Annotated in this window: 25 protein-coding genes; 7 read left to right on the forward strand and 18 right to left on the reverse strand. The window is 34.2% G+C overall.

The genetic code is table 11. The features are described from left to right. Positions 1 to 38: 38 nt before the first annotated feature. From N4270_RS11705 to lptB, 4 genes are all read left to right on the forward strand, one after another. Positions 39 to 1,004 (forward strand): SIS domain-containing protein, encoded by a 966-nt coding sequence (locus N4270_RS11705; protein ID WP_260097360.1) that lies wholly within the window; start codon positions 39 to 41, stop codon positions 1,002 to 1,004. Continuing rightward, positions 1,004 to 1,831: a twin-arginine translocase subunit TatC gene (gene tatC, locus N4270_RS11710; protein WP_260097361.1), complete on the forward strand. Its 828-nt coding sequence runs from the start codon at positions 1,004 to 1,006 to the stop codon at positions 1,829 to 1,831. Before N4270_RS11705 ends, tatC begins: the two co-directional genes overlap by 1 nt. Further along, entirely contained in the window at positions 1,824 to 2,180 is a 357-nt protein-coding gene (locus N4270_RS11715; RefSeq protein WP_260097362.1) for a carboxymuconolactone decarboxylase family protein, read from the forward strand. Before tatC ends, N4270_RS11715 begins: the two co-directional genes overlap by 8 nt. Before the next feature lie 96 nt (positions 2,181 to 2,276). Continuing rightward, positions 2,277 to 3,026: an LPS export ABC transporter ATP-binding protein gene (gene lptB / locus N4270_RS11720; protein WP_260097363.1), complete on the forward strand. Its 750-nt coding sequence runs from the start codon at positions 2,277 to 2,279 to the stop codon at positions 3,024 to 3,026. Here lptB and N4270_RS11725 read toward each other — a convergent pair. Together N4270_RS11725 and N4270_RS11730 are read right to left on the reverse strand one after the other, a co-directional pair. Then, on the reverse strand, positions 3,023 to 3,850 hold the full coding sequence (locus N4270_RS11725; protein WP_260097364.1) for a TerC family protein: 828 nt from the start codon (positions 3,848 to 3,850) through the stop codon (positions 3,023 to 3,025). The two genes, lptB and N4270_RS11725, sit on opposite strands and share 4 nt — an antisense overlap. A gap of 6 nt (positions 3,851 to 3,856) precedes the next feature. Then, on the reverse strand, positions 3,857 to 4,600 hold the full coding sequence (locus tag N4270_RS11730; RefSeq protein WP_260097365.1) for a phosphatidylcholine/phosphatidylserine synthase: 744 nt from the start codon (positions 4,598 to 4,600) through the stop codon (positions 3,857 to 3,859). Positions 4,601 to 4,723: 123 nt separating this feature from the next. On the opposite strand from N4270_RS11730, the gene N4270_RS11735 reads away from it, so the two are divergent. Genes N4270_RS11735 through N4270_RS11745 form a run of 3 tightly spaced genes read left to right on the forward strand, consistent with a single transcriptional unit; the run spans position 4,724 to position 7,947 of the window. After that, on the forward strand, positions 4,724 to 5,788 hold the full coding sequence (locus N4270_RS11735) for a PorV/PorQ family protein (protein WP_260097366.1): 1,065 nt from the start codon (positions 4,724 to 4,726) through the stop codon (positions 5,786 to 5,788). Beyond that, entirely contained in the window at positions 5,788 to 7,386 is a 1,599-nt protein-coding gene (lnt, locus tag N4270_RS11740) for an apolipoprotein N-acyltransferase (RefSeq protein ID WP_260097367.1), read from the forward strand. The genes N4270_RS11735 and lnt overlap by 1 nt, the downstream gene beginning before the upstream one ends. Before the next feature lie 21 nt (positions 7,387 to 7,407). Beyond that, positions 7,408 to 7,947 carry a hypothetical protein gene (locus N4270_RS11745; protein WP_260097369.1) on the forward strand — a complete coding sequence of 180 codons (540 nt, stop codon included), beginning with the start codon at positions 7,408 to 7,410 and terminating at the stop codon, positions 7,945 to 7,947. Between the two features lie 26 nt (positions 7,948 to 7,973). Here the strand turns inward: N4270_RS11745 and N4270_RS11750 are convergent, their stop codons facing one another. From N4270_RS11750 to N4270_RS17155, 16 genes are all read right to left on the reverse strand, one after another. Continuing rightward, positions 7,974 to 9,368: a sugar transferase gene (locus N4270_RS11750; RefSeq protein WP_260097370.1), complete on the reverse strand. Its 1,395-nt coding sequence runs from the start codon at positions 9,366 to 9,368 to the stop codon at positions 7,974 to 7,976. 45 nt (positions 9,369 to 9,413) lie between these two features. Then, positions 9,414 to 10,436: a glycosyltransferase family 4 protein gene (locus tag N4270_RS11755; protein WP_260097371.1), complete on the reverse strand. Its 1,023-nt coding sequence runs from the start codon at positions 10,434 to 10,436 to the stop codon at positions 9,414 to 9,416. After that, positions 10,396 to 11,751, reverse strand: a complete 1,356-nt coding sequence (locus N4270_RS11760) for an O-antigen ligase (RefSeq protein ID WP_260097372.1) — start codon at positions 11,749 to 11,751, stop codon at positions 10,396 to 10,398. The genes N4270_RS11755 and N4270_RS11760 overlap by 41 nt, the downstream gene beginning before the upstream one ends. Positions 11,752 to 11,846: 95 nt before the next feature. Beyond that, the gene (locus N4270_RS11765; RefSeq protein ID WP_260097373.1) at positions 11,847 to 12,650 is read right to left on the reverse strand and encodes a transglutaminase-like domain-containing protein; all 804 of its coding nucleotides are present in this window, start codon (positions 12,648 to 12,650) and stop codon (positions 11,847 to 11,849) included. 153 nt (positions 12,651 to 12,803) lie between these two features. Continuing rightward, positions 12,804 to 13,931 carry a glycosyltransferase gene (locus N4270_RS11770; protein ID WP_260097374.1) on the reverse strand — a complete coding sequence of 376 codons (1,128 nt, stop codon included), beginning with the start codon at positions 13,929 to 13,931 and terminating at the stop codon, positions 12,804 to 12,806. Next, the gene (locus tag N4270_RS17195; RefSeq protein WP_260097375.1) at positions 13,928 to 15,007 is read right to left on the reverse strand and encodes a glycosyltransferase family 4 protein; all 1,080 of its coding nucleotides are present in this window, start codon (positions 15,005 to 15,007) and stop codon (positions 13,928 to 13,930) included. Before N4270_RS17195 ends, N4270_RS11770 begins: the two co-directional genes overlap by 4 nt. 20 nt (positions 15,008 to 15,027) lie before the next feature. Next, on the reverse strand, positions 15,028 to 16,356 hold the full coding sequence (locus N4270_RS11780; protein WP_260097376.1) for a glycosyltransferase family 2 protein: 1,329 nt from the start codon (positions 16,354 to 16,356) through the stop codon (positions 15,028 to 15,030). After that, the gene (locus N4270_RS11785) at positions 16,356 to 17,189 is read right to left on the reverse strand and encodes an FkbM family methyltransferase (protein WP_260097377.1); all 834 of its coding nucleotides are present in this window, start codon (positions 17,187 to 17,189) and stop codon (positions 16,356 to 16,358) included. Before N4270_RS11785 ends, N4270_RS11780 begins: the two co-directional genes overlap by 1 nt. Before the next feature lie 17 nt (positions 17,190 to 17,206). Next, positions 17,207 to 17,941 (reverse strand): bifunctional 2-polyprenyl-6-hydroxyphenol methylase/3-demethylubiquinol 3-O-methyltransferase UbiG, encoded by a 735-nt coding sequence (locus N4270_RS11790; RefSeq protein ID WP_260097379.1) that lies wholly within the window; start codon positions 17,939 to 17,941, stop codon positions 17,207 to 17,209. Positions 17,942 to 18,022: 81 nt separating this feature from the next. Further along, positions 18,023 to 19,222, reverse strand: a complete 1,200-nt coding sequence (locus N4270_RS11795) for a glycosyltransferase family 4 protein (protein ID WP_260097380.1) — start codon at positions 19,220 to 19,222, stop codon at positions 18,023 to 18,025. 10 nt (positions 19,223 to 19,232) lie between these two features. Beyond that, on the reverse strand, positions 19,233 to 20,396 hold the full coding sequence (locus N4270_RS11800) for a glycosyltransferase family 4 protein (RefSeq protein ID WP_260097381.1): 1,164 nt from the start codon (positions 20,394 to 20,396) through the stop codon (positions 19,233 to 19,235). After that, on the reverse strand, positions 20,386 to 21,165 hold the full coding sequence (locus N4270_RS11805; RefSeq protein WP_260097382.1) for a hypothetical protein: 780 nt from the start codon (positions 21,163 to 21,165) through the stop codon (positions 20,386 to 20,388). The genes N4270_RS11800 and N4270_RS11805 overlap by 11 nt, the downstream gene beginning before the upstream one ends. Positions 21,166 to 21,287: 122 nt before the next feature. Beyond that, positions 21,288 to 22,631, reverse strand: a complete 1,344-nt coding sequence (locus N4270_RS11810; RefSeq protein WP_367399960.1) for an MBOAT family protein — start codon at positions 22,629 to 22,631, stop codon at positions 21,288 to 21,290. A gap of 141 nt (positions 22,632 to 22,772) precedes the next feature. Then, positions 22,773 to 23,768, reverse strand: coding sequence for a sulfotransferase (locus N4270_RS11815; RefSeq protein WP_260097384.1), 996 nt, complete (start codon positions 23,766 to 23,768; stop codon positions 22,773 to 22,775). 9 nt (positions 23,769 to 23,777) lie between these two features. After that, positions 23,778 to 24,881 carry a glycosyltransferase gene (locus tag N4270_RS11820; RefSeq protein ID WP_260097385.1) on the reverse strand — a complete coding sequence of 368 codons (1,104 nt, stop codon included), beginning with the start codon at positions 24,879 to 24,881 and terminating at the stop codon, positions 23,778 to 23,780. 4 nt (positions 24,882 to 24,885) lie between these two features. Next, entirely contained in the window at positions 24,886 to 25,461 is a 576-nt protein-coding gene (locus N4270_RS17155) for a serine acetyltransferase (RefSeq protein WP_279309210.1), read from the reverse strand. Positions 25,462 to 25,474: the final 13 nt, after the last annotated feature.

Here is a 25,474-nt window from a genome sequence, read left to right on the forward strand (position 1 = left end):
AATTTCTTTAGACCCATCAAACTCAAAAAAAATAAATTTTGTACAGTACTGAATCTATTCTTGAAACCGCAAGAAAAACTATAAATTTAGAGCGTGATGCTATCGCTAATCTTAGTCATTTATTAACTGATGATTTTGCAAATGCTGTATCATTAATCTATAATTCTAAAGGTCGAGTAATCATTACAGGTATTGGAAAAAGTGCCATCATAGCCAATAAAATTGTTGCTACATTAAATTCTACAGGAACACCTTCAGTATTTATGCATGCTGCAGATGCCATTCATGGCGATTTAGGTTTAATTTTAGAAGATGATGTGGTCATTTGTATTTCTAAAAGTGGTAATACGCCAGAAATTAAAGTTTTGGTACCTCTTATTAAAAATGCCAATAACAAAATGATTGCTATTACTGGAAATGACACTTCATTTTTAGCACAACAAGCCGATTTTATTCTGAATGCTTTCGTCGCCCAAGAGGCTTGCCCAAATAACCTGGCACCAACTACCAGTACAACTGCGCAACTAGTCATGGGTGATGCCTTAGCAGTTTGTTTATTAGAACTTCGCGGCTTTTCAAGTAAAGACTTTGCTAAATACCATCCTGGTGGTGCTTTAGGAAAGCGACTGTATTTACGTGTGAGCGATTTATCGTCCATTAATCAAAAACCAAAAGTAGAACTTACCACCAGTGCTAAAGATGTTATTGTTGAAATTTCAGAAAAAATGCTAGGTGTAACAGCCGTTGTGAATGAGGATAAAATTGAAGGTATTATTACAGATGGTGATTTAAGACGTATGTTAACCAAAAGTGATGAATTTCTTCATCTCACAGCAAAAGATATTATGAGTTCGCATCCTAAACGAATTGATGAAGACGCCATGGCGATTGATGCTATGGAACTCATGGAAACTCATGGCATCTCACAGTTGCTTGTTGAAAAAGATGGGCGTTATGCTGGAGTCATTCATATTCATGATTTAATTAAAGAAGGCATTATATAATGGCAAAAAAGAATACCGATGAGATGTCTTTTCTCGATCATCTCGAAGACTTAAGATGGCATTTAATACGAATTACGCTTTCTGTTTTAATTTGTGCAACAGTAGCTTTTATTTTTAGTAAAGCCATTTTTAAGTACATTATTTTAGCTCCGAAACACACAGATTTCCCAACCTATGAGTGGTTGTGCAAAGCATCACAATTAATAGGAGTTAATGATGCTACTTTTTGTGCTGCCGAATTTCCTTTTATCATCCAAAGTAGAACGATGGCAGGGCAATTTTCTGCGGATATATGGACATCTATATTTGCAGGATTTATCTTAGCATTTCCTTATGTAATCTATCAATTCTGGAGTTTTATTAGTCCGGGAATGCATGCCAAAGAACGTAAACACTCTAAAGGCTTTATTATCACAACCTCATTTTTATTCTTTGTAGGTGTGCTTTTTGGCTACTATATTGTAACGCCTTTATCGATAAATTTCTTAGCCAATTATAGTGTAAGCCCAGAAATATCGAATGAGTTTGATCTTAGTTCCTACATTTCAATTGTAAGGTCTTCAAGTTTAGCTTCTGGTTTTGTGTTTGAGCTTCCTATTATTATTTACTTTTTGACCAAAGTAGGATTAGTGACGCCGCAAATCATGAAAAAATACCGAAAGTTTGCCTTGGTCATTGTATTAATTATTTCAGCTATAATTACACCGCCAGACTTAGCAAGTCAGGTTATTGTAGCGATTCCAATATTGATTTTATATCAAGTGAGTATTTATATTTCTAAAGTGGTTGTAAGAAACCAAAATAAAAAACAAAAAGCGCATGTCTGATATTGTTTCCGAATTTAATGCGTATCGTTCTAAAATGAACGACGCTATTCTTGCCGATAATAACAAAATTATTAAACGCATTTTCAATCTGGACACCAATGCATTTGCTGAAGGAGCTCTGGATAAAAAAACCAAAGAGTTACTCGGTTTGGTCGCTTCTACCGTTTTACGATGCGATGATTGTGTCAAGTACCATTTAGAGTCGAGTCATAAGGCTGGATTAAACAAAACGGAAGTTGTAGAGGCTTTAGGTATCGCAACTTTGGTTGGTGGCACGATTGTCATTCCGCATCTACGTAGAGCTTACGAATATTGGGATGCACTAGAAGCTAATGCTGAAACAAAATAAAGCAGGATTTGTAATTGTTACAATACTACAATCCCACGCGTTAAACTTTTAATAAACTGAAAAGTTAGTCCTTTTGAATTTACTATTTTAGCAACCATGAAGAAATTAAGAGCCGACAATTTAATGAAGTCTTACAACGGACGAAAAGTTGTTAAAGACGTATCTTTGGAAGTTAACCAAGGAGAAATCGTCGGATTGCTAGGACCTAATGGTGCAGGTAAAACGACGTCTTTCTATATGATTGTTGGTTTGATTAAACCTAATGGTGGAAGCATCTATCTTGATCATACTGAAATCACCTCTTTCCCAATGTACAAACGTGCTCAAATTGGGATAGGTTATCTGGCTCAAGAGGCTTCAGTATTTAGAAAGCTAAGTATTGAAGATAATATTTTAAGTGTGCTTCAAATGACCAAGCTCAGCAAAAAAGAGCAAGAAGCTAAAATGGAGTCTTTAATTGACGAATTTAGTTTAGGTCACATTCGAAAAAATAGAGGTGATTTATTATCTGGTGGCGAACGTCGACGTACCGAAATTGCACGTGCTTTGGCAACCGATCCAGATTTTATTCTACTCGATGAACCTTTTGCAGGTGTAGATCCTGTGGCTGTAGAAGATATTCAGCGCATTATTGCACAATTGACCAAAAAGAACATCGGAATTCTTATTACCGACCACAATGTTCAGGAAACCTTAGCGATTACAGATCGTACCTATTTAATGTTTGAAGGTAGCATTCTAAAAGCTGGAGAACCTGAAGAACTAGCCAATGACGAAATGGTTCGTAAAGTCTATCTTGGGCAAAACTTTGAATTGCGTAAGAAAAAGATAAACTTTAACGGCTAGGCCTTTTCCTCTTTTGTTTTTTTAAGTGTTTTTTCCTGTTCGGCAATCAGTTTCTTTTGATAACGTCCTTGCACGATATCTGTGATAACTAAAATCACAATCACAAAATAGAAGGTTGTCTTACTCATTGGAACAATCTCATTTCCGAAGATTTTTAAATGCGCTAAATGTCCGCCTTCAGTAATAAGCATAATTCCTACAATAAATAAAATAAAAAGTCCTAATACTTCATACATCCTGTTTTTAGCTAAAAACACCGAAATCTTATCAGCCAGTAATAACATTAATAAACCACTTACAACAATAGCAATTGCCATAACGATAAAAGCTGTGGTCGCATTTTCAATATCACTGGTCAAACCTATAGCCGCTAAAATAGAATCGAAAGAAAATACCAAGTTCATAATCACAATACTAGTCACTACGGCATTGGCAGATTTTCTGCTTTTTTGAGTATCACCAACCTCATCATGCAAGTCGGTTTTACCAATCATATGCCAAATTTCTTTGATAGCTGTATAAATAATAAAAGCACCTCCAGCCAATACAATTAAGCTATGACCATTAAAAGCAAAATCTAAAACATCTTCAATATGTCCTGTTAAAAATGAAAATGGTTCTTGAAAAAAGTCTATAATAGATACCAACACAAAAAGCAGTACTATACGTAAGACGATTGCAATTAAAATTCCGACTTTACGTACACGCTTTTGATCTTCTACTGGCGCTTTTTTAGATTCTAAAGAAATATAAAGCAAGTTGTCAAATCCTAAAACAGCTTGTAATAACACTAACATTAATAGTGTAAAAATAACTTCTAACATAATGGTTTATCTTTTAATTAGAGAAAGAATGATATATAATAGAATGATTAGAGGAATCGCCATAAAATGCAACAGCACTAATAATACGATGGTTGAAATGATTAAAATATATCTAAATTTATTATTGGCGAAGCTAAAGTCTTTAAATTTTAAAGCAATAAGCTTAATATTAGAATTGAGAAAATAACAACTTAGCAAGGTAAAACCTATTAAAAACCATTGATTTAACAACAATGAGGTTGCCAAACTGCTATTCTGAAATTCTATAATTAAAGGCAATGACAAAACCAACAAGGCATTTGCTGGTGTAGGTAAGCCTTTAAAATACGTTTGCTGATCTTCATCGATATTAAATTTTGCCAAACGATACGCAGAAGCCAGCGTGATGAATAATCCGATAAGTGCAAGTGGTGCAATATTAAATTCGCTAAAACTGAAATTAGAATTCCATTCATTTTGAGTGAGCATTTCTGGCGCATTGATACTCATCGAAATGAGTTTAAACATCACAATACCTGGTACCAATCCGCTGGTGACCATATCGGCTAGTGAATCGAGCTGAACACCTAAAGGACTCTGAACATTGAGTTTTCGAGCTAATAAACCATCAAAGAAATCAAAGAAAATTCCTAAGAACACAAAAGCCGAAGCAGCAACGAAATTGTTGTGAACAGCAAAGACTACGGCTATACTTCCGCAGAACAAATTAAGTAAAGTGACAAAATTTGGAATGTACTTGTTTATGGACATACATAAGATTTGTGTAAAAATAGCAAACTATTTTCGACTAATGCAAGTGAAGTACAATATCTCACGCTATTTACAGTTTAATAGGTGGAAAATATTGTGCATATTTGTAAAAAAATTTTGCTGTTGAAAAAGTACCTATTCGTTGTCACGACTTTAATTACATTTTTTTGCGCTGCCCAAACTAAATATTCGAATGAATTTTTGAATATTGGTGTCGATGCGGCTGCACTTGGCATGAGTAACAGTGTCGTTTCACATACAGCAGATGTTAACTCAGGATATTGGAATCCTGCTGGTTTAGTCAATCTTGAAGATAACCAATTGGCGCTTTTACATTCTAATTATTTCGCTAATATTGCCAACTATAACTACATCGCCTTTGCCAAACCACTGGACGACAAAAGTGCCATCGCTTTATCTTTAATACGATTTGGTGTTGATGACATTTTAGACACCACACAACTCATTGACGATCAAGGAAATATTAACTACGATCGTATTAGTCTTTTTTCTACAGCAGATTATGCTCTGACGTTTTCGTATGCAAGAAAACTTCCGCTCGACGGTTTTAGTTATGGTGTGAATGCCAAAGTAGTACGTCGTATTATAGGTGATTTTGCTAATTCTTGGGGATTTGGTTTAGATGCCGGAATTCAATTTGAAACTAAAAATGACTGGAAATTTGGTCTTATGGCAAGAGATATTACGACCACATTTAATGCCTGGTCTTTTGATGAAGATAAGTTGGCAGATATCCAAAACGCTATTGAAGGTCAAAATCAAACAGTTCCAGAAAAAACAGAGTTAACCATTCCTAAATTACAAATTGGAATGTCTAAAAAATTCATTTTTCATTATGATTATACGCTATTAACTTCGCTGGATTTAAATGTGCGGTTTGAAGAAAATAATGATGTTATTTCTACATCTTTCGCTAGTATAAATCCCGCTTTAGGATTTGAATTTGGCTATACAGATCTTGTGTTTTTAAGAGCAGGTCTAGGAAATTTTCAAAATGAATTACAAATTGACAATTCTGAAGATCTCACATTTCAGCCTAGTTTGGGACTCGGATTTAAATACAGAGGTATTCAAATTGATTACGCCTTTACGGATATTGGAGACCAAAGTGCTGCTTTATACTCTAATGTATTTTCGTTAAAACTAGATTTTAGTATCTTTAGATAGTGAATAGACTTTTACTAGCTTTATCCTCAGGAATATTACTGGCAATCGCCTGGCCAACTTACGGCTTTCCTGCCTTTTTGTTTGTAGCATTTGTTCCGCTACTTCTGGCCGAACAGCAATTACGCTTATCTGAAATAAAACGCAAAGGACTCAAACTATTCGGTCTGTCGTATCTCACCTTCTTTATCTGGAATATCGTTACCACCAATTGGCTGAGGTTTGCCGATTTATTTGGGGCTTGTTTTGCCATTTTTGTGAATTCGGCTTTAATGGCACTACTGTTTTTAATCTATCACAAATACGCCAAAAGACAATCACAAAACAGAGCCTTACTATTTTTAGTAACTCTTTGGATTAGTTTTGAAAAACTTCATCTGGGCTGGGAATTTTCCTGGCCTTGGCTTAACCTCGGAAATGGATTTTCAGAATATATTTCCTGGATTCAATGGTATGAATACACCGGAACTTTTGGCGGTACACTTTGGGTTTGGCTGGTTAATGTACTTGTTTTTAAAGCTGTGCTTTCTTATCAGAAAGAAAAATCTAAAGCAGTCCTCACCTCTGTTTTATTTAAATCTATTGGAATAATACTTGTTCCTATTCTGATTTCTGTAGTGATTTACAAGACCTATTCTCATGATGGTGAAACTGTAAATGTTATTGCATTGCAGCCTAATATCGATCCGTATTCAGACAAATACAATATGACTAATATGAGGTTTGCGGATTTGTTTTTTGAACTATCAGATACGAAGCTTACAGATTCTACAGACTTTATCATTGCGCCTGAAACGTATTTTGCTGAAAGCACACGACTTAACAAGTTTGACAACTCACTTTTAAAAAACAGGCTAGAGCGTTATGTAGATGAACACCCTAATGTGAATTTACTTACCGGAATTTCGTTTATCGACTGGTTTCATGATAAAAACAGAGTTCGAAAAGAAACCAATGTTTATAAGCCTAGACCTGATACTTGGTACGACGATTACAATTCGGCTATTTTCATCAACACGTCTGACTCTGTAGCGCAATACAATAAATCAAAATTGGTAGTTGGCATTGAAAATTTCCCTTATCAAAGCGTTTTAAAACCAATTATTGGTGATGCACTTATAGATTTGGGAGGAACAGTTGCTATGAAAACAACTCAAAAAGACCGAAGTGTTTTTACGGCTTCTAACACCTTATTTAAAGCGGCTCCTATTATTTGCTACGAATCGGTTTATGGTGAGTTTGTAACAGGTTATATTAGAAATGATGCTAATTTTTTAGCAATAATCACAAATGACGCCTGGTGGAACGAAACTCAAGGCCATAAACAGCATTTGAGCTATGCCAGATTACGTGCCATAGAAACACGTCGGGATATTGTAAGAAGTGCTAACACTGGTATTTCGGCCATCATTAATGCCAAAGGTGAGATAACTAATAGCTTAGCTTACGGTAAAAAAGGAGCGTTATCTGGACAGCTAACAACCAATAATAACGTGACTTTTTATGTAAAAGCAGGAGATTATATAGCGAGAATTAGCATTTTTATTATGCTCTTTGTATTCCTAATTGGGTTTTTCCGAAGAGAGAAAGAAAAGCTTTAAGCTCAACGGTTTTAATCCCACATGAAAAACAAACATCTTAAGTATCACCTATTACCTCTTATTTATATTGGGAGTGTTCTTCTAAATGAATTCTACCCAAATATTATTACCATTGGTATTTGGTTTATTTCATTTCTTTTATGTGTTATCGCTCTTATACGTTTTATAAAGAAAAAACGAATTCTAAAATCTAATACACTTCTAATAATATTACTACTCATTCCAATGTTTGATGTATCATTAGGAATTACAAATTCTATTCGGACAAAAATTAAGGGTAAAATTGTACTTAGCATAATTGATGATGGTTTTGCCACAACTAAATCACTCACAATTAGAGCTAAAAACGGAAAACTAAATGGTGAATTCTCTAATTCGGCTGCTGGATTTGGCGGTTTTGAAAAAGCTCAAATCGAAGTGCTAAATGATAGTGCTTTTTTGTTTAAATTATCTACTAGGGATTATTCTGAACATCTCACTTTAGATAAGCAAACCCAACGCTTTTACACCAAGAAAAAAAATATGAGCTACCGAATTTTATTAAACGAGTTATTAAAATAACAGCCAAAAACTGAATACTGCAAACTTTATTGCCCTCTATAATATAGAATAGTGCTCAAGGTTTTAACGACAATATTGATATCTAAAAACACACTTCTATGCTTGATATAATACAAGTCGTATTGCAGCTTAGTCAAGCTATCGTCAACAGATGAACCATAGCGCGTATTGACTTGCGCCCAGCCGGTTAGTCCAGGTTTAACAATATGTCGGGTTTCATAAAACGGAATGATTCGAGATAATTCGTTGACAAAAAACGGACGTTCTGGTCGCGGACCAATAATACTCATATCGCCCATGAGTACATTGAGAAACTGCGGAATTTCATCTATTCTAGAACGCCTGAGAAACTTTCCAAAAGTGGTGATTCTCACATCATTTTTTTGTGCCCATTTGGCACCACCAACTTCAGCATTCACAATCATGCTTCTAAGTTTTACAATTTGAAACAGTTTTCCATTTCTTCCAACACGTTCCTGAAAATAAAAAAGCGGACCTCTGTTCCCTAAAAGGTTGCCAATGTAAATAATAGGAAGAATACAGGCTCCAAAAACCAAACCTAAGATTGAAAAGACAATATCAAAGGTGCGATGAAAAAACAAGTATAGTGTATTTTGATTGCTCCGACTAAACGGAAAATATTTATAAAAATCCTTTCCAACAAACTGAATAGGAACGCGATACGTTATTTCTTCAAACACCTGTGTGTATTCTCTAATTGTAAATCCTTGGTCTAAGAGCGCAATAAGATCGTGATAAATTTCTGGTGTGATGGTTTCCGAATTATAACTTGCTACCAATATTTCTGAAATCTTTTCTTTCCGAATGACTTCCATAAGTTCTTCAGATGCAAATTCTTTTAATCCTTTAAATTTTATAGGAGATTCTACTTCAGTCTCGGAATTAATAAACCCAACAATTTTATAGTTAGGATCCGATTGATTTAAGGGTCTGATAATGTTTTCAATATTCGAAATTTCGCCAACTAGAAGTACTTTTTTATAGAATCTAGGTGATGAAATAAAAACGATATAAGCCCATCGCCATAAAAATATCATGAAGATTATAGTCAAATAGAAATATAAAATCTCAAGTCTTTGAACAGGCAAAAAAGGTGCTAATACTGGTGTTAACATATAAAACAGCACTGTTGTTGATGCTGTTAAGACTATATTTTTAAACGTTGTATCGAGCTTACTCGATTTTTGAAGATTGTAAATTTCAAAGATAGTACCGAAAATAGTAATATAAATTACTAAGACGACAATGTAGGTGATGTTTTCCTGACTTATAGTAAGGTAATCAAAATCAAGAAAATTTTGTAAAATACAGAGCCCTAATAAAACCATGCATATATCTAAAATACGCAGTAATATTTTTCGCTCAGATATTTCAAAATGTATGTCTTTTTTTCGACTCATTAGTTTGGTTTGGGTCTTTGTAAATATAACAAGTTATGGCATTTATCAAGAATTATCGGCCTCTAAAATTTGAAACCATTTATATTTTATCGTATTCCAATCCAATAGTTCTGATTGTGCTCTGGCATTATTTATTATTTGGGCTCTTTGTTCAGCATTATCAAAAACATAAGTAATAGCTTTTACCATCGCTTCAGAATCTTTTGGTGGGACTAACATCCCATTTTCATTATTCTGAATCAAAAACGGAATGCCACCAACATTGGTTGAAACAATAGGAAAACCTAAAGCCATAGCTTCAATTAAACTTACTGGCATATTATCGAAATTAGTGGTATTTATAAAAACATTATAACCCTTAGAAAGGTTAATCCATTCCGATTTGGAAAGCTTTCCTGTAAACTTCACATTTAAATTCAAATCTTTGGCTAATTGCTTAACTGCTTTCAAAGTACCATCACTATCGGGTCCTACCATACATAATTCAGCTTCCGAATAGATATCTTTTAATGCCTTAAAAACGTGAATTGCAAGTTTTGGGTTATAAATCTCTGAAAATGACCTTACCCATAACAACTTAGGGATTTCATAGACTTTTGTGCGAAAAGGATATTGACTTAGGTCAACAGCATTAGGAATATGTGTAATATTAGTAAAACCAGAGTCTTCAAAAGCTGCTTTAAGATATAGTGATGGGGCTACATTCTGTTTGGCATTACTGAAAATCATACGACTCTTTTTAGGATCTGACTTTAAGCGCTGAGGCAGGTTGCCACCATGTAAAATGGGAATGTAATCCAACCTTAAAATGCGACAAAGCTGACTAATAATAAAGGCGTAATAAAAGTTTTGCGTGCTATAAGTGTCAATCAAAACCAAGTCTACTTTTCGAGATACCCATAGGCAAGATTTCACCATATCTAAAAGTCTGATGAATTTATTGGTATAACTTGAGGTATAGAAAAGCGTAAAGCCTTCTTTGCTAAGAAAGCCGCCCAAAATATTTATATATGACGTATTACTTGTGTTATTTTGCAAGTTGTTCCCTACGTACAGTATTTTTTTCATAAGTCACATTTAAAAGAGCTAAAGCATAGATATAAGCTGGAGCAGCAATACGCATAGATGAATGATTTATCGTTACAAACCAAAAGCAAAGAAATGCATAGAAAAAATAATTGCGTTTATTATTAGACCTTAAATCAAAAGGTTTAAAAATTAAGATTATAATAATGATTACTCCAAAAATTCCATGTTCGGCCAATACTCTACTTATTTCACTATGTGATGTTACCCCTTGACCTTCAACTTCGATACGTTGATCTTTAGCTCGACTCGAACCAATACCAAAAAAAGGATTAGAAATAAAACCTGCTAACTCATCTTTAAAAAGCTCGCCTCTACCTGTTGTGATATCAGATTTCTCTCGTCCCAAGTGATCTTTATTAGAATATCTTAAATCAATAAAACCATCCGTTTGCTTAGAGCTTAATACCCAAGTTGCCACAACACTTACAATAAACACAGCAAATAAAGCTACTAATTCATTTCTTCTTTTTCTTGAAATCTTTGTATAATAAATCACGAAAAAAGCGAAAATGGTAATCAATGCCGTAATCACTCCTCCTCTACTAAAAGTAACAATCGCGCGAAAAGTAATGGCAGAAAAAATCCCAATGTTTAAGAGTTTCATACCCAAGTTTGGTGATTTCGTGACCAGTCGTACAACGACAATAAACATTCCTAACCCTAAAATTGTAGAAACTTGATTTGCGCCCCAACCTCCTGAAGCTGCTCTATTTGAACCTGTTCCAGACAATACATCTCTGACACTTGGATTATAAAAAAAGATATAGATGGTATGTGTTATTATAGGTAATAGAATATATAATAAAATAGAATGGAGCTTATTTATAGATAGTTTTTTGTCATAACAAAACAAGGCGGCTACACCAAGACAAATTGGACCACTGAGTACAAAAGCAATATTTGTTCGGAAATTTGCATCAAAGCTCAATGTTGTAGAAGCCACAAATATGGACGGTATGAGCAACATGATGTACAAAAAGTAGGGATAACCTTTACCAGACATCCCTTTATAGAACATCCCTACAAACATGAATAAGATTAATATATATTTTCCGGCCTCATAAGAAATTGATCCTTTTGTCATTCTTAAAAACACCTCAGCACCAACAAAATAGGCACAAGCCTTTAAGACCTCAAAAGTTTTTAAGTGATCTGGCGATAAAATAATTCGATATAGAAAGAATACAACAGCGCAAAAAAAGTACACTTTTGCCAAAGACTCATTAAAATAAACTAACATGCCTATGAGCATATGAAATACAACCGCACTTATGTAGGTAATATTAGTTTTCAAATCTTAGTTTAAATTTATGAGGATAATGGTTAAAGATAGAAATAATAAAGCTTATAAAGTATTGAGACAAATTTGAAATAAATATCTATTTATTTTTAAGATAAAATCTGTTTATAATCATCTAAAGGAAAGCGGTAATGATAACTTTTTCCTAAAACAAATAATCCAAAGTGAACAATAAACACAGGAACTCGTGGTCTAAATTTTCTTAAGACTTTATCATATGTTTTATTAGAATAGTTACAAATTAAAAAAGGGACAGTATCTGGATTTAAATAGTTTTTAATGATATTTTTTTCATTAATTTCCTTTTTAAAATTAAAGGATTTAAAACTTACCTTTTCATTCTTCCGTATTAATTCATAAAGGTCAATAACCGACAAAGGGTTATCGTTATAATAAAACAACACACAACTGTATACGTCTATTAAAATCCACTTATTAAGCTCCTTACAGTACACTTCATTGTAAGAATGACCGCCATAATTTTTATCAAAAGGCGCTCGAGTATTACCCCATTCTCTAACCTTAAGATCATTAATCACACAAAAATTATTAAAAACTTGTGCCATATCACTACAAACGCCACCTTTTCCAGATAGCATGATTTTAAGTGCTGCATCAGAAGGCTCACTTAAACCTGGTCCGCCTTTAATATTATTCTGCAACCAAGAACTTAAGTGCTTTATTAAATCTAAGTCTGTTTGAGGTTTAACATCCTTAAAAATTACAGTATTAACTTCATTAAAATACTTTGGAATATCGGCTTTTTGATTGATTTGATTGTAAGTATACTGGTCAATATCTTTAATATTAGAATTTTTAGACAGCAATTTAAAACGTGCTATATACAAAAATGGATGTCGTTTAAAAACCCAAGATATTTTCTTTAAAATCATTTACAATACTTCGTTTAATAGCAAGTGCTAAATGTAATTTTTTTTTTTTGTTAGACCTAATTATCTAAGTTATCAAATAACAGTCATAAAAAAAAGGCGAATATTAAGTGAAATTTGACTAGCAAACTTCTTAGAATAGTCCCTCAACTATTCTCATAATAATTCTTCCCTTATTCGTTTATTATAATAGGAGTAGGTAAATTTTATCAGTTCTTGATTTTGGGCTTGAATCATCTTATGGTACTGAAAATCAGACAAATTTAACATTTTTTTAATACTAACAGTAAGATTTTCAAAAGTAATTGGAAAGAATAAAAATCCGTTGATTTCATCCTTGACATAATCTGCAATTGATGAAATATTTGACACCATTGGTAAGCAGCCATAATTCATAGCTTCGGCAATAACTTTAGGAAACCCTTCAGAGGCTGAAGGCAATAGTATGGCATGAGATATTTGATAGATTTTATGAACTTCTTTTCGTGATATAAATCCGTGAAATATAAAATTAAGACCACTTTCATCGGCTTGCTTTTGATAGCGTTCTTTAGCTTTTCCATCGCCAACTATATGAATGGTATTCAACATTGTTTTTTCGGTCTTGCTCAAAGCAGACAAACACTGAATTAGTAAACCAATACCTTTTTCTTCTTCTAGCCGACCAACAAAACAAAAATTTAGTCCTTCACCTTCTAAACTTTTACCTTGTATAACCTCGTTTCCAAAGGCTATTTCTTGTTCAGTTAAACACGGATTTTCAAAAGTTAAACACTGTGATTTCTGATGTTCCCACTTTCCATTTATAGTCACTTTTCGGCTTTGCTGTTTTAACAACCAACGTTGGAAACGATAGGCTAAAGGCGCCTGTTCTTGTTTCCAGTTTCCAGCATACTTAAACCATCCTTTTTTAGAGCGTTTAAACATCAAATACGGAATCACAAATACTCCAATACCTGTTGGTGCTCTAAACTGAAAGTAATCCGTTTTATCTAAAGCGCTACTAATTATTTTTAAAACCGAAGGTGCTTTCCAAAGAATAGCCAGTTTATCACTTAGTTTTGAACCTCCTAATGCAGGCAATGGTACAAATTTGATTTTATCGGAAGTATAAGGCAAAGCACTGGCTGGTGCTAAAGAATCATACAACATAGCCACATGAATCACCTCATCAAACACTTCAACCAAATGATTGAGTTCTGTAACCGTTGATCCTAAACCCACCAATTGACCATTGGGAGTTTTATAGTGTTCGGTATGTGATATAATTGTTAGTGTACTCATGCCGTTAATGCCAAATACTGATTTATTACAACTGCCCAGTCATGACGCTTCGCCCAGTTTTTAGCGTTGTTTTGATAAGTGTTTTTATCTGATAAAATGCGTTCTAACGCCGTTTTAAATTGCTTGGAATCATCAAAGTCTACCAATTCACCTGATTGATTAGGCTGAATAGCATCTTCAATACCGCAACCTTTTGAACCAATTGCAGGAACGCCAAGTGCATTAGCTTCTAATATTGCAATTCCGAAACCTTCAACATCTCCAGAAATATCTTCAGAACTCAACATAACAAACACATCGGTCAAAGCCAACATTTGTTTTAAAGTTTGAGTAGCTACACTTCCGTGGAATGTGATATAATGATCGACTTTTAGTCGTTTTGCTTCTTCTATAAATGCATCGGCTTCAGTGGGTATGCCAATACAATGGTAATGTACATCTGGAAAGGTCTTAATCAATTCTGGCAATTGCTTAATCACATTTAACTGTCCTTTTCTGGAACTCACACGTCCAACAGTCGTTAATACAGGATTTCCTTTTAATTGCATTGTTGGTGATTCGGTGAATTGCCAGTCGTTGACATTAATTCCGTTAGGAATCACATCAATATTCTTATTTAAATGCGACATTAATTGTTTTGTATATTGTGATACAGCTACAATCTTATCAAATCGCTTTAAGGCTAAATCTACAGATTTCCGAAGCAAAAAAGGTTTAAAATTAACTTCTGTTCCATGTACAACTGCTAGTGTTGGCACCTTGCTAAACAGACTTAAAAAACCGACATTCCAAAGTGAAAATTTCCCCGTAGCAATCATATATGTTGCTTTTTTAAAACTATTACGAGTCATCATCATACGCTTTATGTACATCTTAAAGCGAAGCCTTTGACGTTTAATACGTGTTACTGAAAACGGAAGTGTCGCATCAAATTGAGCTTCTTCTTTTCCTGTTTCTGAACGTTGATCGGCAATGACCTGAACGTCTAAATTTTGTTTCGACAAATACAAGGCAAGATGATAGGCATGGTTTCCTATACCACCAGGTTGTGGCGGAAACTCTGAAGTTACAATCACTATATGTGGTTTAACCGAATTCACGCTAATGGTTTGATTAATGGACCTTGCTTTATTTTTTTACTCGCCAGATGCCAGGATTTAAAAACCTGATAAATCACTAAAGGTAATATCAAAATACTGACTAAAACACCTAAAACCAATAGCGGTTTATTTTTTTTAAATTGATACGGAAAAATAGAGAGTGGCACCATACGCAGTAATGCCAATCGCGATGCTTTTTTACCAAAATAGCGTCTAAAAAAATACAGCACACTCGGAATAGGTCTCGGAGCGAAAAAATTGGATGGTCTAAAGGCATCCCAGCTTCCCATTTCTCGCAAACCACCTTCTCCGGCTTTAACATCAATGCACGAGGCTTTAGGATTTGATATACTTTTGATATCTGCTAAATATAAACGCATTCCAAACTCGCCATCGCCCATGCGCTGCTTTTCAAATTGGCGGTCAAATAATTTTACGGTTTTAAATACCTCTTTATACAATAGGGCGTTTCCAGTAGCAAATTGTGAGGCTACAGCAAAAAACGAACGCTCTTTTGGAATCTGTTGCCCCTCCGGATAAAAGACACCAGCAGACACCTGAGCATTGAAAAAGTCGAGGCATTTTAAATGTGATGAAATCCAATCTGGTTCGATACGCACATCATCTTCTGATAGTGCGATGAATGTACCTTTCGCTTTCCTAATCGCGCTATTTCTTGCTAACCACAGCGCTTTTTCCTCTTGTTTTATAAGCTGAATGTCTAAATTAAAGTTTCTATAAAAACCGGCATCGAAAGGATCGGATTGATCTACAACAATCACCTCAAAATTTGAATAATCCTGACGTTCTAAATCGTTTAAAACAGCTTTTAAATAAGCATATCTGTTTAAGGTCGGAATCACGACACTTACCTTTAAGTTTTTCTCAATTAGTGCCGATTTGAAGTTCTTATAATCACTATCATAGATAGAAATTGATTGAATTGGAGTCCGCTTGACATGACGTGTCTTATACCAACCTTTTATCTCCTTTAGCGGATTATGGAAAGACACTAGACGCAATATTAATACATATAACACCCAAGCTTTATGAAAGTATTTTCTAATAAAATGGTAATTATCTCTCACTGAAATAGTAGCAAAATCTGAATAGGTAGCTTCTGCTCCAACATATCCTTTTTGAATCGCCTGCCATGACAAATCATAGGCTTTGGCGATTTCTGATTCGTAGGTTGCATCGCTGTCTAATTGTGCTATTAATTGTTTTGGTAAGTCTTCCGCTTTAGGAAAAATTGAGGTTCCAGAATTCGTATATAATTGAAAATAATGTGTGGGCTGAAGATATTTTAAAAAACTAAATAGCATTACATCGATTTTGGTAATGGTGAATTAGGTAAAATACCTTTTAAATAAGCAGGGTATTCTTGGTTTGAGGGTAATAATAACAAATGGCATTTTCCACGATCTTTAATGGTTTCGGCAGTCAATAATTGCGAGCCTGTTTTTAAATACCAAGCACGATAACTCATTTCCTTACACCAATCTAACATTAGTTGACCAGCAGCTTCCATACCTAGATTTTCGACATTATGCATTTCAATAAAAAATGAGCATTGGGCCTCTTTAGCAAGCACTTTTGAAGCTTGCATAACCATGGTTTCGGCTCCTTCAACATCAATTTTAACCAGATCAGGTTTAAGTCCGTAAAACGAATACAAATAATCCAGAGTCACTGTTTTAACTTCCATAAACGAATTAATCGCTGCTGCAGATTGCGCATGAGAAGCATACATACTTCCAGCGGCTCCCGAACCGATAGTATAAAATTTAACCGTTTCATCTACCGCATCACTTACAAATGCAGGCATAAAAAACGCTTTATTACTCAAGCCGTTATGAATGAGATTAGTGGCTGCCTTTTGAAGTGCTGTAGGATTAGGATCTACAAGAAGTATTGATCTATTAGGATTTTGAATTAAAGCCAGTAAAGCTGTATAGCCAACATTACAACCTATATCATAAATAACATCGTGATTTTGAGTTAAATAAAACCACCATGCATCATCTTGATCTTCTTTTAATCGAAATGAATTTTTTAAAACTTTCAACGATTTACCACACAGTAAAACTTGAGTCATATTAGACTCATTTTTATTTATAAGACGCGATAATTTAGTCTTTATTTTTTTAAAATTCATTTGTTTTAATTTATCAATTATTTATAACCAATAGCAATTAAGTGGGCCGTTTCTTGAGATATATGTTGTACACCTTGTGATTGAAAACGATTAACAATATTAGAATAAATAGATTTAAATGTACTCAAAGGACGACGCAAACTAAAACTTTTTAAGCCTTGTACTCTATATTTTCCGGTTTTAACAGCATAATGAACATCAACCGAATCAAAATACTTTTCTAACAGGGCTTGTAATTGATCTTTTGTATAATGCCTTACGTGGTCTGGGTTTTTATGAGGCCCTTCATTTTTTATATAGTCACCATTTGGAGTTGTAAAATAAGCCCAACCACCTTTTTTAATCACTTTTGAAATGTTTTTTACAAAAATATCATCCTCAACAACATGCTCAATAACCTCTATACAAACTACAGCTCCATAGGATGCATCAGCTAAGGTAGACTTAGTCATATCTTGAATTACAACATCCTTAATATTACTACGCTTTTTTTGGATTGTAGCTAAAATATCATTGGTAAATCCCAGATTCAACGCTTCCCGAGTGCCACTTTCTTGAGGTACATCCAGCAATGTGATTTCGGCAGGTAAGTTTATAGTATAAGGTGATTTTCGTCCTCCAACATCAAGAATTGATAACGCTTCTCGCTGTTTATTGGTATTTATCAATCGTTTGATATCATTTCGTACTGTAACTAAATGTGTTGGCATGATAAAAAATGTTGCCCAACGCATGAATTCATAGTTTGTCATAGGACCCTATCGTATTATATTTCATTATCTAAAGATTACAATATTAGATATAATGCATTAAAAAACCTCAAAGATTAAAACCTAATCTTCGTAAAATTTAACAAATGCCGTATTCTGCTTTTTTAAATTAAACTCTTCACGAACGCGACTAATCGCAAACGTCCTAATAGCTTGTTTTTCATTTTGATTCATTTGAATTACCGCTTCTATTTTTTCGGCAAGTACTCTTGGCTGACGCTTTGGTACAACCCATCCTGTTTGACCGTCAAGAACATTTTCACTTAAACCTTCGGCGTTAGAAACAATGGTCATTAAACCCATCGCTTGTGCTTCTAAAACCGCATTACAAAACCCTTCTTGAATACTGTATTGTAAGTAAATATCTGATTGCTCTAAGCAATGTTTAACTTCTATTTGTGGCAATTTTCCTTTAAAAGTAACATGGTCTTTAAGGCCTAACTGGTATGCCGCAAAAATTAAACGCTCGTATTCGCTTCCATCGCCAATAATTGTGTAATGAAATTTAACGCCTTTTTCTTTTAACAACTGTAAAGCTTCCAATGTATATTCTAAGCCTTTTTTCCAGTGAAGTCTGGCAACTGTAACCAATTGTATCACATTATCATTAATACTTTGTTTCTTATCGGTTTGAAAGACATTAACATCTATAGCTGGCGGAATTACTTCAATTTGTTTTTCTGAAATATGATAAGCTGTCAAGTCTGTTTTCATTTCATTAGACAGCACGTGGTATTTTACAGCTTTTTGAAATAAATACTTGTAACACGCTTGATGCTTAAGAGGCGACAAATACAAGTCAAAACCTCTGAAACTAACAGCCATTTTAGCTCCAATGGCTTTGGCTATATTCTCTCTATTTACGGATAACATTCCGAAACCAAAGTGCAACCAATCTAAGTCTCTTGTAAGCAAAAACTCATTAACTATGAGGTTTCTGAAGCATTTATTAAAAGACAAACCATCTTGTTTGTCTAGTTTAAATAGTTTATAACTCCGTTTTGGATGCTTGAATAGGCTTTTAAATAGCGAGGCTATGCTATAGCTTATTGATGTTAATTTAGATTTTCCAAAATTGGGTGCCACAACACAATCACAAAGAAAATCATCATCATGAGCTGTAGCATAATCTACAAACAAAATCACCTCAAATCCATTAGCTTGCAAGCCCTTTATTTTATTTCTAAAAAAAGTTTCAGAATATTTCGGAACTGTAGATAAAACAAGTCCTATCGTTAATTTATGTCCTTTGTTTTGATGCATCAACAACCCTTTATATTTGTTCGTAAAGTTTAAGCATGTTTGTTACCATTTGGGCTTCATTGTGCCTCGCCTTTACTGTTTTTAATGCCTGATCTGTTAAATTTTTATAGGCTTCAGAAGTTAAGCTGGCCGCTTCAATAACTTTTTCTGCTAATAGTTTCGTTTGGCGAATAGGGACAATAAATCCGTTTTCACCATCGGCTATAACCTCTCCCATTCCGCCGCAATCTGTAGTAAGCACCAAGGTTTGTAAAGCCATTGCTTCTAATACGACATTTGCAATACCTTCTTCAACACTCGGCAACACCAATAAATCTGAAGCCTTCATTTGCGCTTCTACCTTACTAAACGGTAAATTTCCTAAAAGCGTCACTTGAGCTGATAAGTCCAAATCTTTAATCTGATAAGCCAATTCAATATCACCAGCACCTCCAATAATAGTATATTTAAATTTTAGACCTTGCTCCTTCAGTATATCACACATATCTAAAGCATAAGTATATCCTTTTTTCCAGTGGGGTCTCCCAACCGATATAATATGAAACACATCATTTTTGAGTCTAGTTTCTTTGGTATTTGAAGTAATGTCTAATCCGCTATAAACCACTTTAATCTTATGACTATCAGCACCATATTTTTCAGCTTCTTGCGCAATAGCTTCAGACACCGCATGAAATCCATCTACTTTCGGGAAATGCTCCCGATACATCGCTGCTAACTGCTCATCTGCAATGGGAGAATAGTTAATATGCGCGCCTCTTAAACTAAGTACAATCTTAACCCCAAACTCTTTGAGCCAAATCCATTCTGAAAGTCCTTTAGCCCATTGAATATGAAAAACATCAGGTTTATGCCATAATACAGGATAACTTTTAAGTTTCTCGAGCAAAAGATTTTTGGATTTATTTTTCAGAATCTTATCCAGTTTTGCTTTGTCTTTAGATTTAAAAAGTTTTAGAAGCAAACTATATTTAAGCAGTGTAATGGCCTTATAAATTCTAATGTTTTTATACCCAAAAACCGACACATTACTTGGGTAACTAACACGGCGTTTAACAAATCCGAAGATATAAATATCATGTGGCGAACCAGACAAGCCTTCAATAAGACGTTCAATAAATGTCGTACTAGGAATATCTCCCGAATAAACGGCTATTTTAAGTCTATTTTTCATTGGTTATCCTACTAAATTCTTCAGCAAATTTGATACTTGAAATCTGTCGTCCTCTATAATTCACATGAATTGAATCATAAAAATACATGGTATTAGTTAAGAGGTTGCTATGGTTAATGCAACGATATTCATTGTTTTCAGAAATTACAGTAACCCCTTTTACAGGTGAAAAATAACATATCAGTTTGATATTATTGGCCTCACAGAGACGTTTTATTTTTTCTACATATTGATTCGTAAAATCAACTCTCAAATTGGATTGAGATTGAATGATTTTAGAGCTGTTTTTAATCACAGGATAAGTATAATTTCCTCGATCATCAAAGCGATTTCTTTTCTCTGGCTGAAGAACACCTAATAAGGACGGATAAAAAAGTTCGGTGTTATAATAAGTCACACCAAGCATAGGAAACCATTGAGACAGGCTCAATAAACGCGCTCTTTTACTTTCAAATTGCTTGTAATAATCTGAAACATAAGACGTTGAAATAAATGGTAAAAATCTATAATCATTATCACTTACATCCATAGTTTTTGAATCAAAACTTGGATTACTCGGTGCCAAAATACAATACTTGGTCGTTTTTCCTTGAGCTAAAAAATGTTGCAACATAAGGTATTGACTAGACAGTGCTGTATCGTCCATTGCTAAGTTAATTCCATTGGTATGCGCTATGGAATCAATAAGCTTTGTGTTTAGTGTTGTTAGTCCGGTACTAGCTCCTAATACGATATAATCAAATTGTTGTTCACTGACTTGATTTGCCAAAAATGAAGGTTTATAAAACGAAGAAGCCTTTAACGACTGTAAACTAAAGAAGGCTATTACAGACGATAAAACGACAACAGCGACACAAATAAACCCTATTTTTTTTAAAAATACGCGCATACCTAAAACTGAAAATATATAAAGTCGGATGGATTTTTAAACACCCCCATAAAACATATTAAAATGGCAATTATTAGTGCCGAATATTTGGTTAACACAACTTCTTTTTGATTTTTCTGAACTGCAAACAATTCAAATACCAGCAAGATAAGAATACTCAGTACAATAATACCTGTAAACAGCATCGATTTAGAATTCTGAACAAAGACAGTTAGAGAATAACCATTAAAACTAAAGATATCAATCAAAAACTGATTGGCTATTGACACGGTATCGGCTCTAAAAAAAACCCATGCCAAGGTCACCATACAAAATGTCAATAAAAGCTTCGGAATATGCCAAACTAATACATGTGTATCAGACACATAAGTCCGGTTCTTTTTGGTTAGCAATAAAGGTAAAAACAAAAGAGCATGAATGGCACCCCAAATAATAAACGTCCAGTTGGCGCCATGCCAGAAGCCGCTAATTAAGAAAACAATCAGGACATTTCGTAATTGCATTCCAATAGTTCCTCTAGAACCACCTAAGGGAATATAAACATAGTCTCTAAACCACGTTGATAATGAGATATGCCAGCGTCTCCAGAATTCGGCAATATCTCTTGAAAAATAAGGAAAGGAAAAATTGGTCATTAATGAAAATCCGAACAAGCGAGCTACACCAATAGCAATATCAGAATATCCAGAAAAATCGCCATAAATTTGAAACGCAAAAAGCAAGGCTCCTAAAAACAATTCCGCCGAAGAATAGCCCGAAGATCCCTCAAAAATTTGGTTTACAAAGAAGGCGCAATTATCGGCAACCACGACTTTTTTAAATAAGCCCCAAATTATGAGGTAAAATCCGCTAAGAGCAAATTGGGTATTAAAATGCCTTTTTTTGCTGAACTGCGGAAGCAAATGAGAAGCACGTTCTATTGGTCCGGCAACTAACTGCGGAAAAAAGGACACAAAGGCTGCAAATTGAATAAGATTAGCTGTGGGTTCTATTTTTTTACGATACACATCAATGGTATAGCTAAGGGTTTGAAATGTATAAAAAGATATTCCGACCGGAAGGATAATTTTCAAGGTAGAAACCTGCATTTCTACACCCAGCATGTCCCATGCATCGACCCAGCTTTCAATAAAAAAATTAAAATACTTGAAAAAAGCCAGCATTCCTAAATTAAAAACCAAGCTAAGTCCTAGCAAGGCTTTGCGTGACTTAGGTTTAACCGTAACTTTTAACTGTTGGGCAACAGCATAGTCGATAAGCGTACTTAGCACAATAAGTCCTAAAAAACGATAGTCCCACCAGGCATAAAACACATAACTGGCACACACTAAAAACAAATTTTGCAAACGCAACGATTTGTTGGTTACAAACCAATACAAAACAAAGACTAGCGGTAAAAAAACAATAAAATCTAAGGAGTTGAATAACATCTTCTGGCTTTAAAATTCTACAGCTAATTTTGAGATTTCAGGTTTCATGCTCAATGGTTATATGTTTTTAAACCATTTTGAATATACTTCTTTTTTTACCAAATCATCAAAACCTTGAAATTCAATTTTAAAAAACGCATTTAGCAAGGCTTCTGTGGCGGGAGCTGCTTTGTATGTGTAAGCGCTCTTTTTAGGATTGATTTTTTTGTGAATTTTATCGATTAATCGATATCGCAACGGCAATTTATGCTGAAAACCGGGCTGTAACGGCAAAAAATTGGAGTATCTATAATTACCAGACTTACGTAATAAACGATTTCTAAAAAGCTGAAGATTGATATTTTTAGGGATTTTAGTAATATTAGAATGCGTATTAAAAACACTTGGTTCGAATTTTTTAAAATCGACTTCTAAAAAATCACAAACCTCTTTTAAGCAAGCTTCCTTATTTTGAATTAAATCTTCAAACAATACCACCTTAATCCTCTCAAACGGAATGTATTTATAGTAAGCTTCCAGTTGTTCTTTGTATAAACTTCTTCTAATAATACTGTTAGGATTAAACCGCAAAGTATCTTCAAGTGAATAAATGGCTCTCCCAGATTTAACTAAATGGAGGTAATTGGATATGGCGCGCTTTGTAGGTTGCCTCAAAATAAAGAGGAGTTTTATAGGTTTTTTCTGAAGAGCGATTCGTTTAGCAGCTGTTTCAGAACACAAATAGGTCGTCGAATCTTCACCAACAAGACGCGATTTATTTTGAAGCCCATTAAACTGTGTATGATACCAATTCCACAGTAACTCTGGATGTTCTTCCATCGACTGACTTAACCATTGATTGGTAGTCTTATCATAAAAATTAAAATCGGGATGCTGTAAAATATTATCGATATCAAAAAAGCCCAATTCATCATGCGCTATAGCTATATCTGGGTGACTATTGAGTATGGCATGCAGACTAGTAGTTCCAGATTTCATGGCGCCTCCAATGATAAAATCGGGCAATGAATCTGGTTCTTTAGACGTCCATATGTGCTTTAACTCATCGGTCATAGATAGCTACTAGTTAACCATACTTAAATATAAGCGTTCATGATTTTTAAGAAATTCTTCAATAGAAAACTCTTTAATAACTTGTTTTCTCATGGCTTCACCAAGAGATTGTCTTTTGGCTTCAGACATCGTTTTAATCCATAAGATTTTTTCAGCGAGTTCATCTACATTACTGGCTTGGAATAAACAATCAGGAAATTCCTTTAAAATGTCTTTGACACCCGAAACATTAGAACCAAGAACGACACAATTAGTTGCCATAGCTTCCAATGGTGCATTGGGGATCCCTTCGCGCCTACCTTCATCTTTGGTTGGTATGACAAACAAATCTGCTAAATCCAAAAAAGGTCTCACTTCTAACTGTTTGCCTGCAAAAACAATATTTTTATTTGAGGCATACCGTTGTTTTAAATCGACACCATAGTCATTAGTATCATTACCTACAATAAGTACTTTAATGCGCTCATCATTTAATTTTTCGACGGCCTGAAAAAGAATTTCTATACCTTTTACGGCAACCAAGTTTGCGATCGATAATATCACAAAATCTTCTGTTTTGAAATAAGTGGTCTTAGAAATTGGAGACTCAAATCCGTTAGGACGATAACGATTGGTATCAATAGCCAGGGGAAATTTGACAATCTTATGCGCCATATTACTGAAGTATTGCTCGATCATATCTTGATTTACCACAATAACTTTTTTGCTCAATTTAGAGCGCCAAGACCAGTATTTATTTCCCCAACCCATCGCTTTTTTAGTATATACATAAGGAATACCAGCTAATTTAGCCGCCAAAGGTTCAGAAATATCAGAACTCCAATGCCACGAATGAATCAGGTCAAAATTATGCGTTTTAAAAAATTTCTTAATCTTTAAAACTCTAAAAATAAAACTGGCTTTTGGTGTATATTTTGTTGTGAAAGAAAATATATGAATCTTAACATCGAGTTTTTCGACCTCTTTAAAAAAAGCCCCTTTATTATGAAAACAACAAATTTCGGGTTCAAAGATTGAGCGATCTAATCCGTTCACTAAATCATAAACCGACTTTCCGCTTCCTGCGGTATCAAAGTTAGGAATAGTATATAAAACCCTAATTTTTTTTTGCATAAACCTATTTAATAATTTTAGCAGGATTCCCTGCAATCACACAGTTTGACGGGACGTTTTTAACAACAACTGAACCCGCTCCAATCACAACATTATCGCCAATAGTAATATCACCTATTATAACCACATGAGCACCAACAACAACATTATTACCAATAGTTGGCAGCAAGGTATTATCATTATTTTTATTTCCAATGGTTAAACCATTTCTAAATTGAAAATTTTTTCCAATCGATTTAGCGTTTATCACTGTAGCAAAAGGATGATAACACATCATACCACCGTCTATTTTAGTACTTTGAAATATTTTACAATGAAAATCTTTACCAAATACCTGTTTTATTCGCTTGCTTCCGCCACCTATTCTCCAAAGAAAAATAATAGCATACTCAGGGTAATACAGCATTAAATGGTAAAACTTTTTTTCAATAGTATCTGGATTGACCTTACAGCCTCTTACCCTTATAGTTTCTAAAACATCGTCTTGAATAACGTTATCATTTATCACATACCTTTTATACAAAGCACGCAGTAACAGTTTCTTGTAAGCATGTCTTAAAATAAATAACAAACGGTTCATAGTGAGTTTAGAT

Source organism: Psychroserpens sp. SPM9, from assembly GCF_025153525.1.
GTDB lineage: Bacteria > Bacteroidota > Bacteroidia > Flavobacteriales > Flavobacteriaceae > Psychroserpens.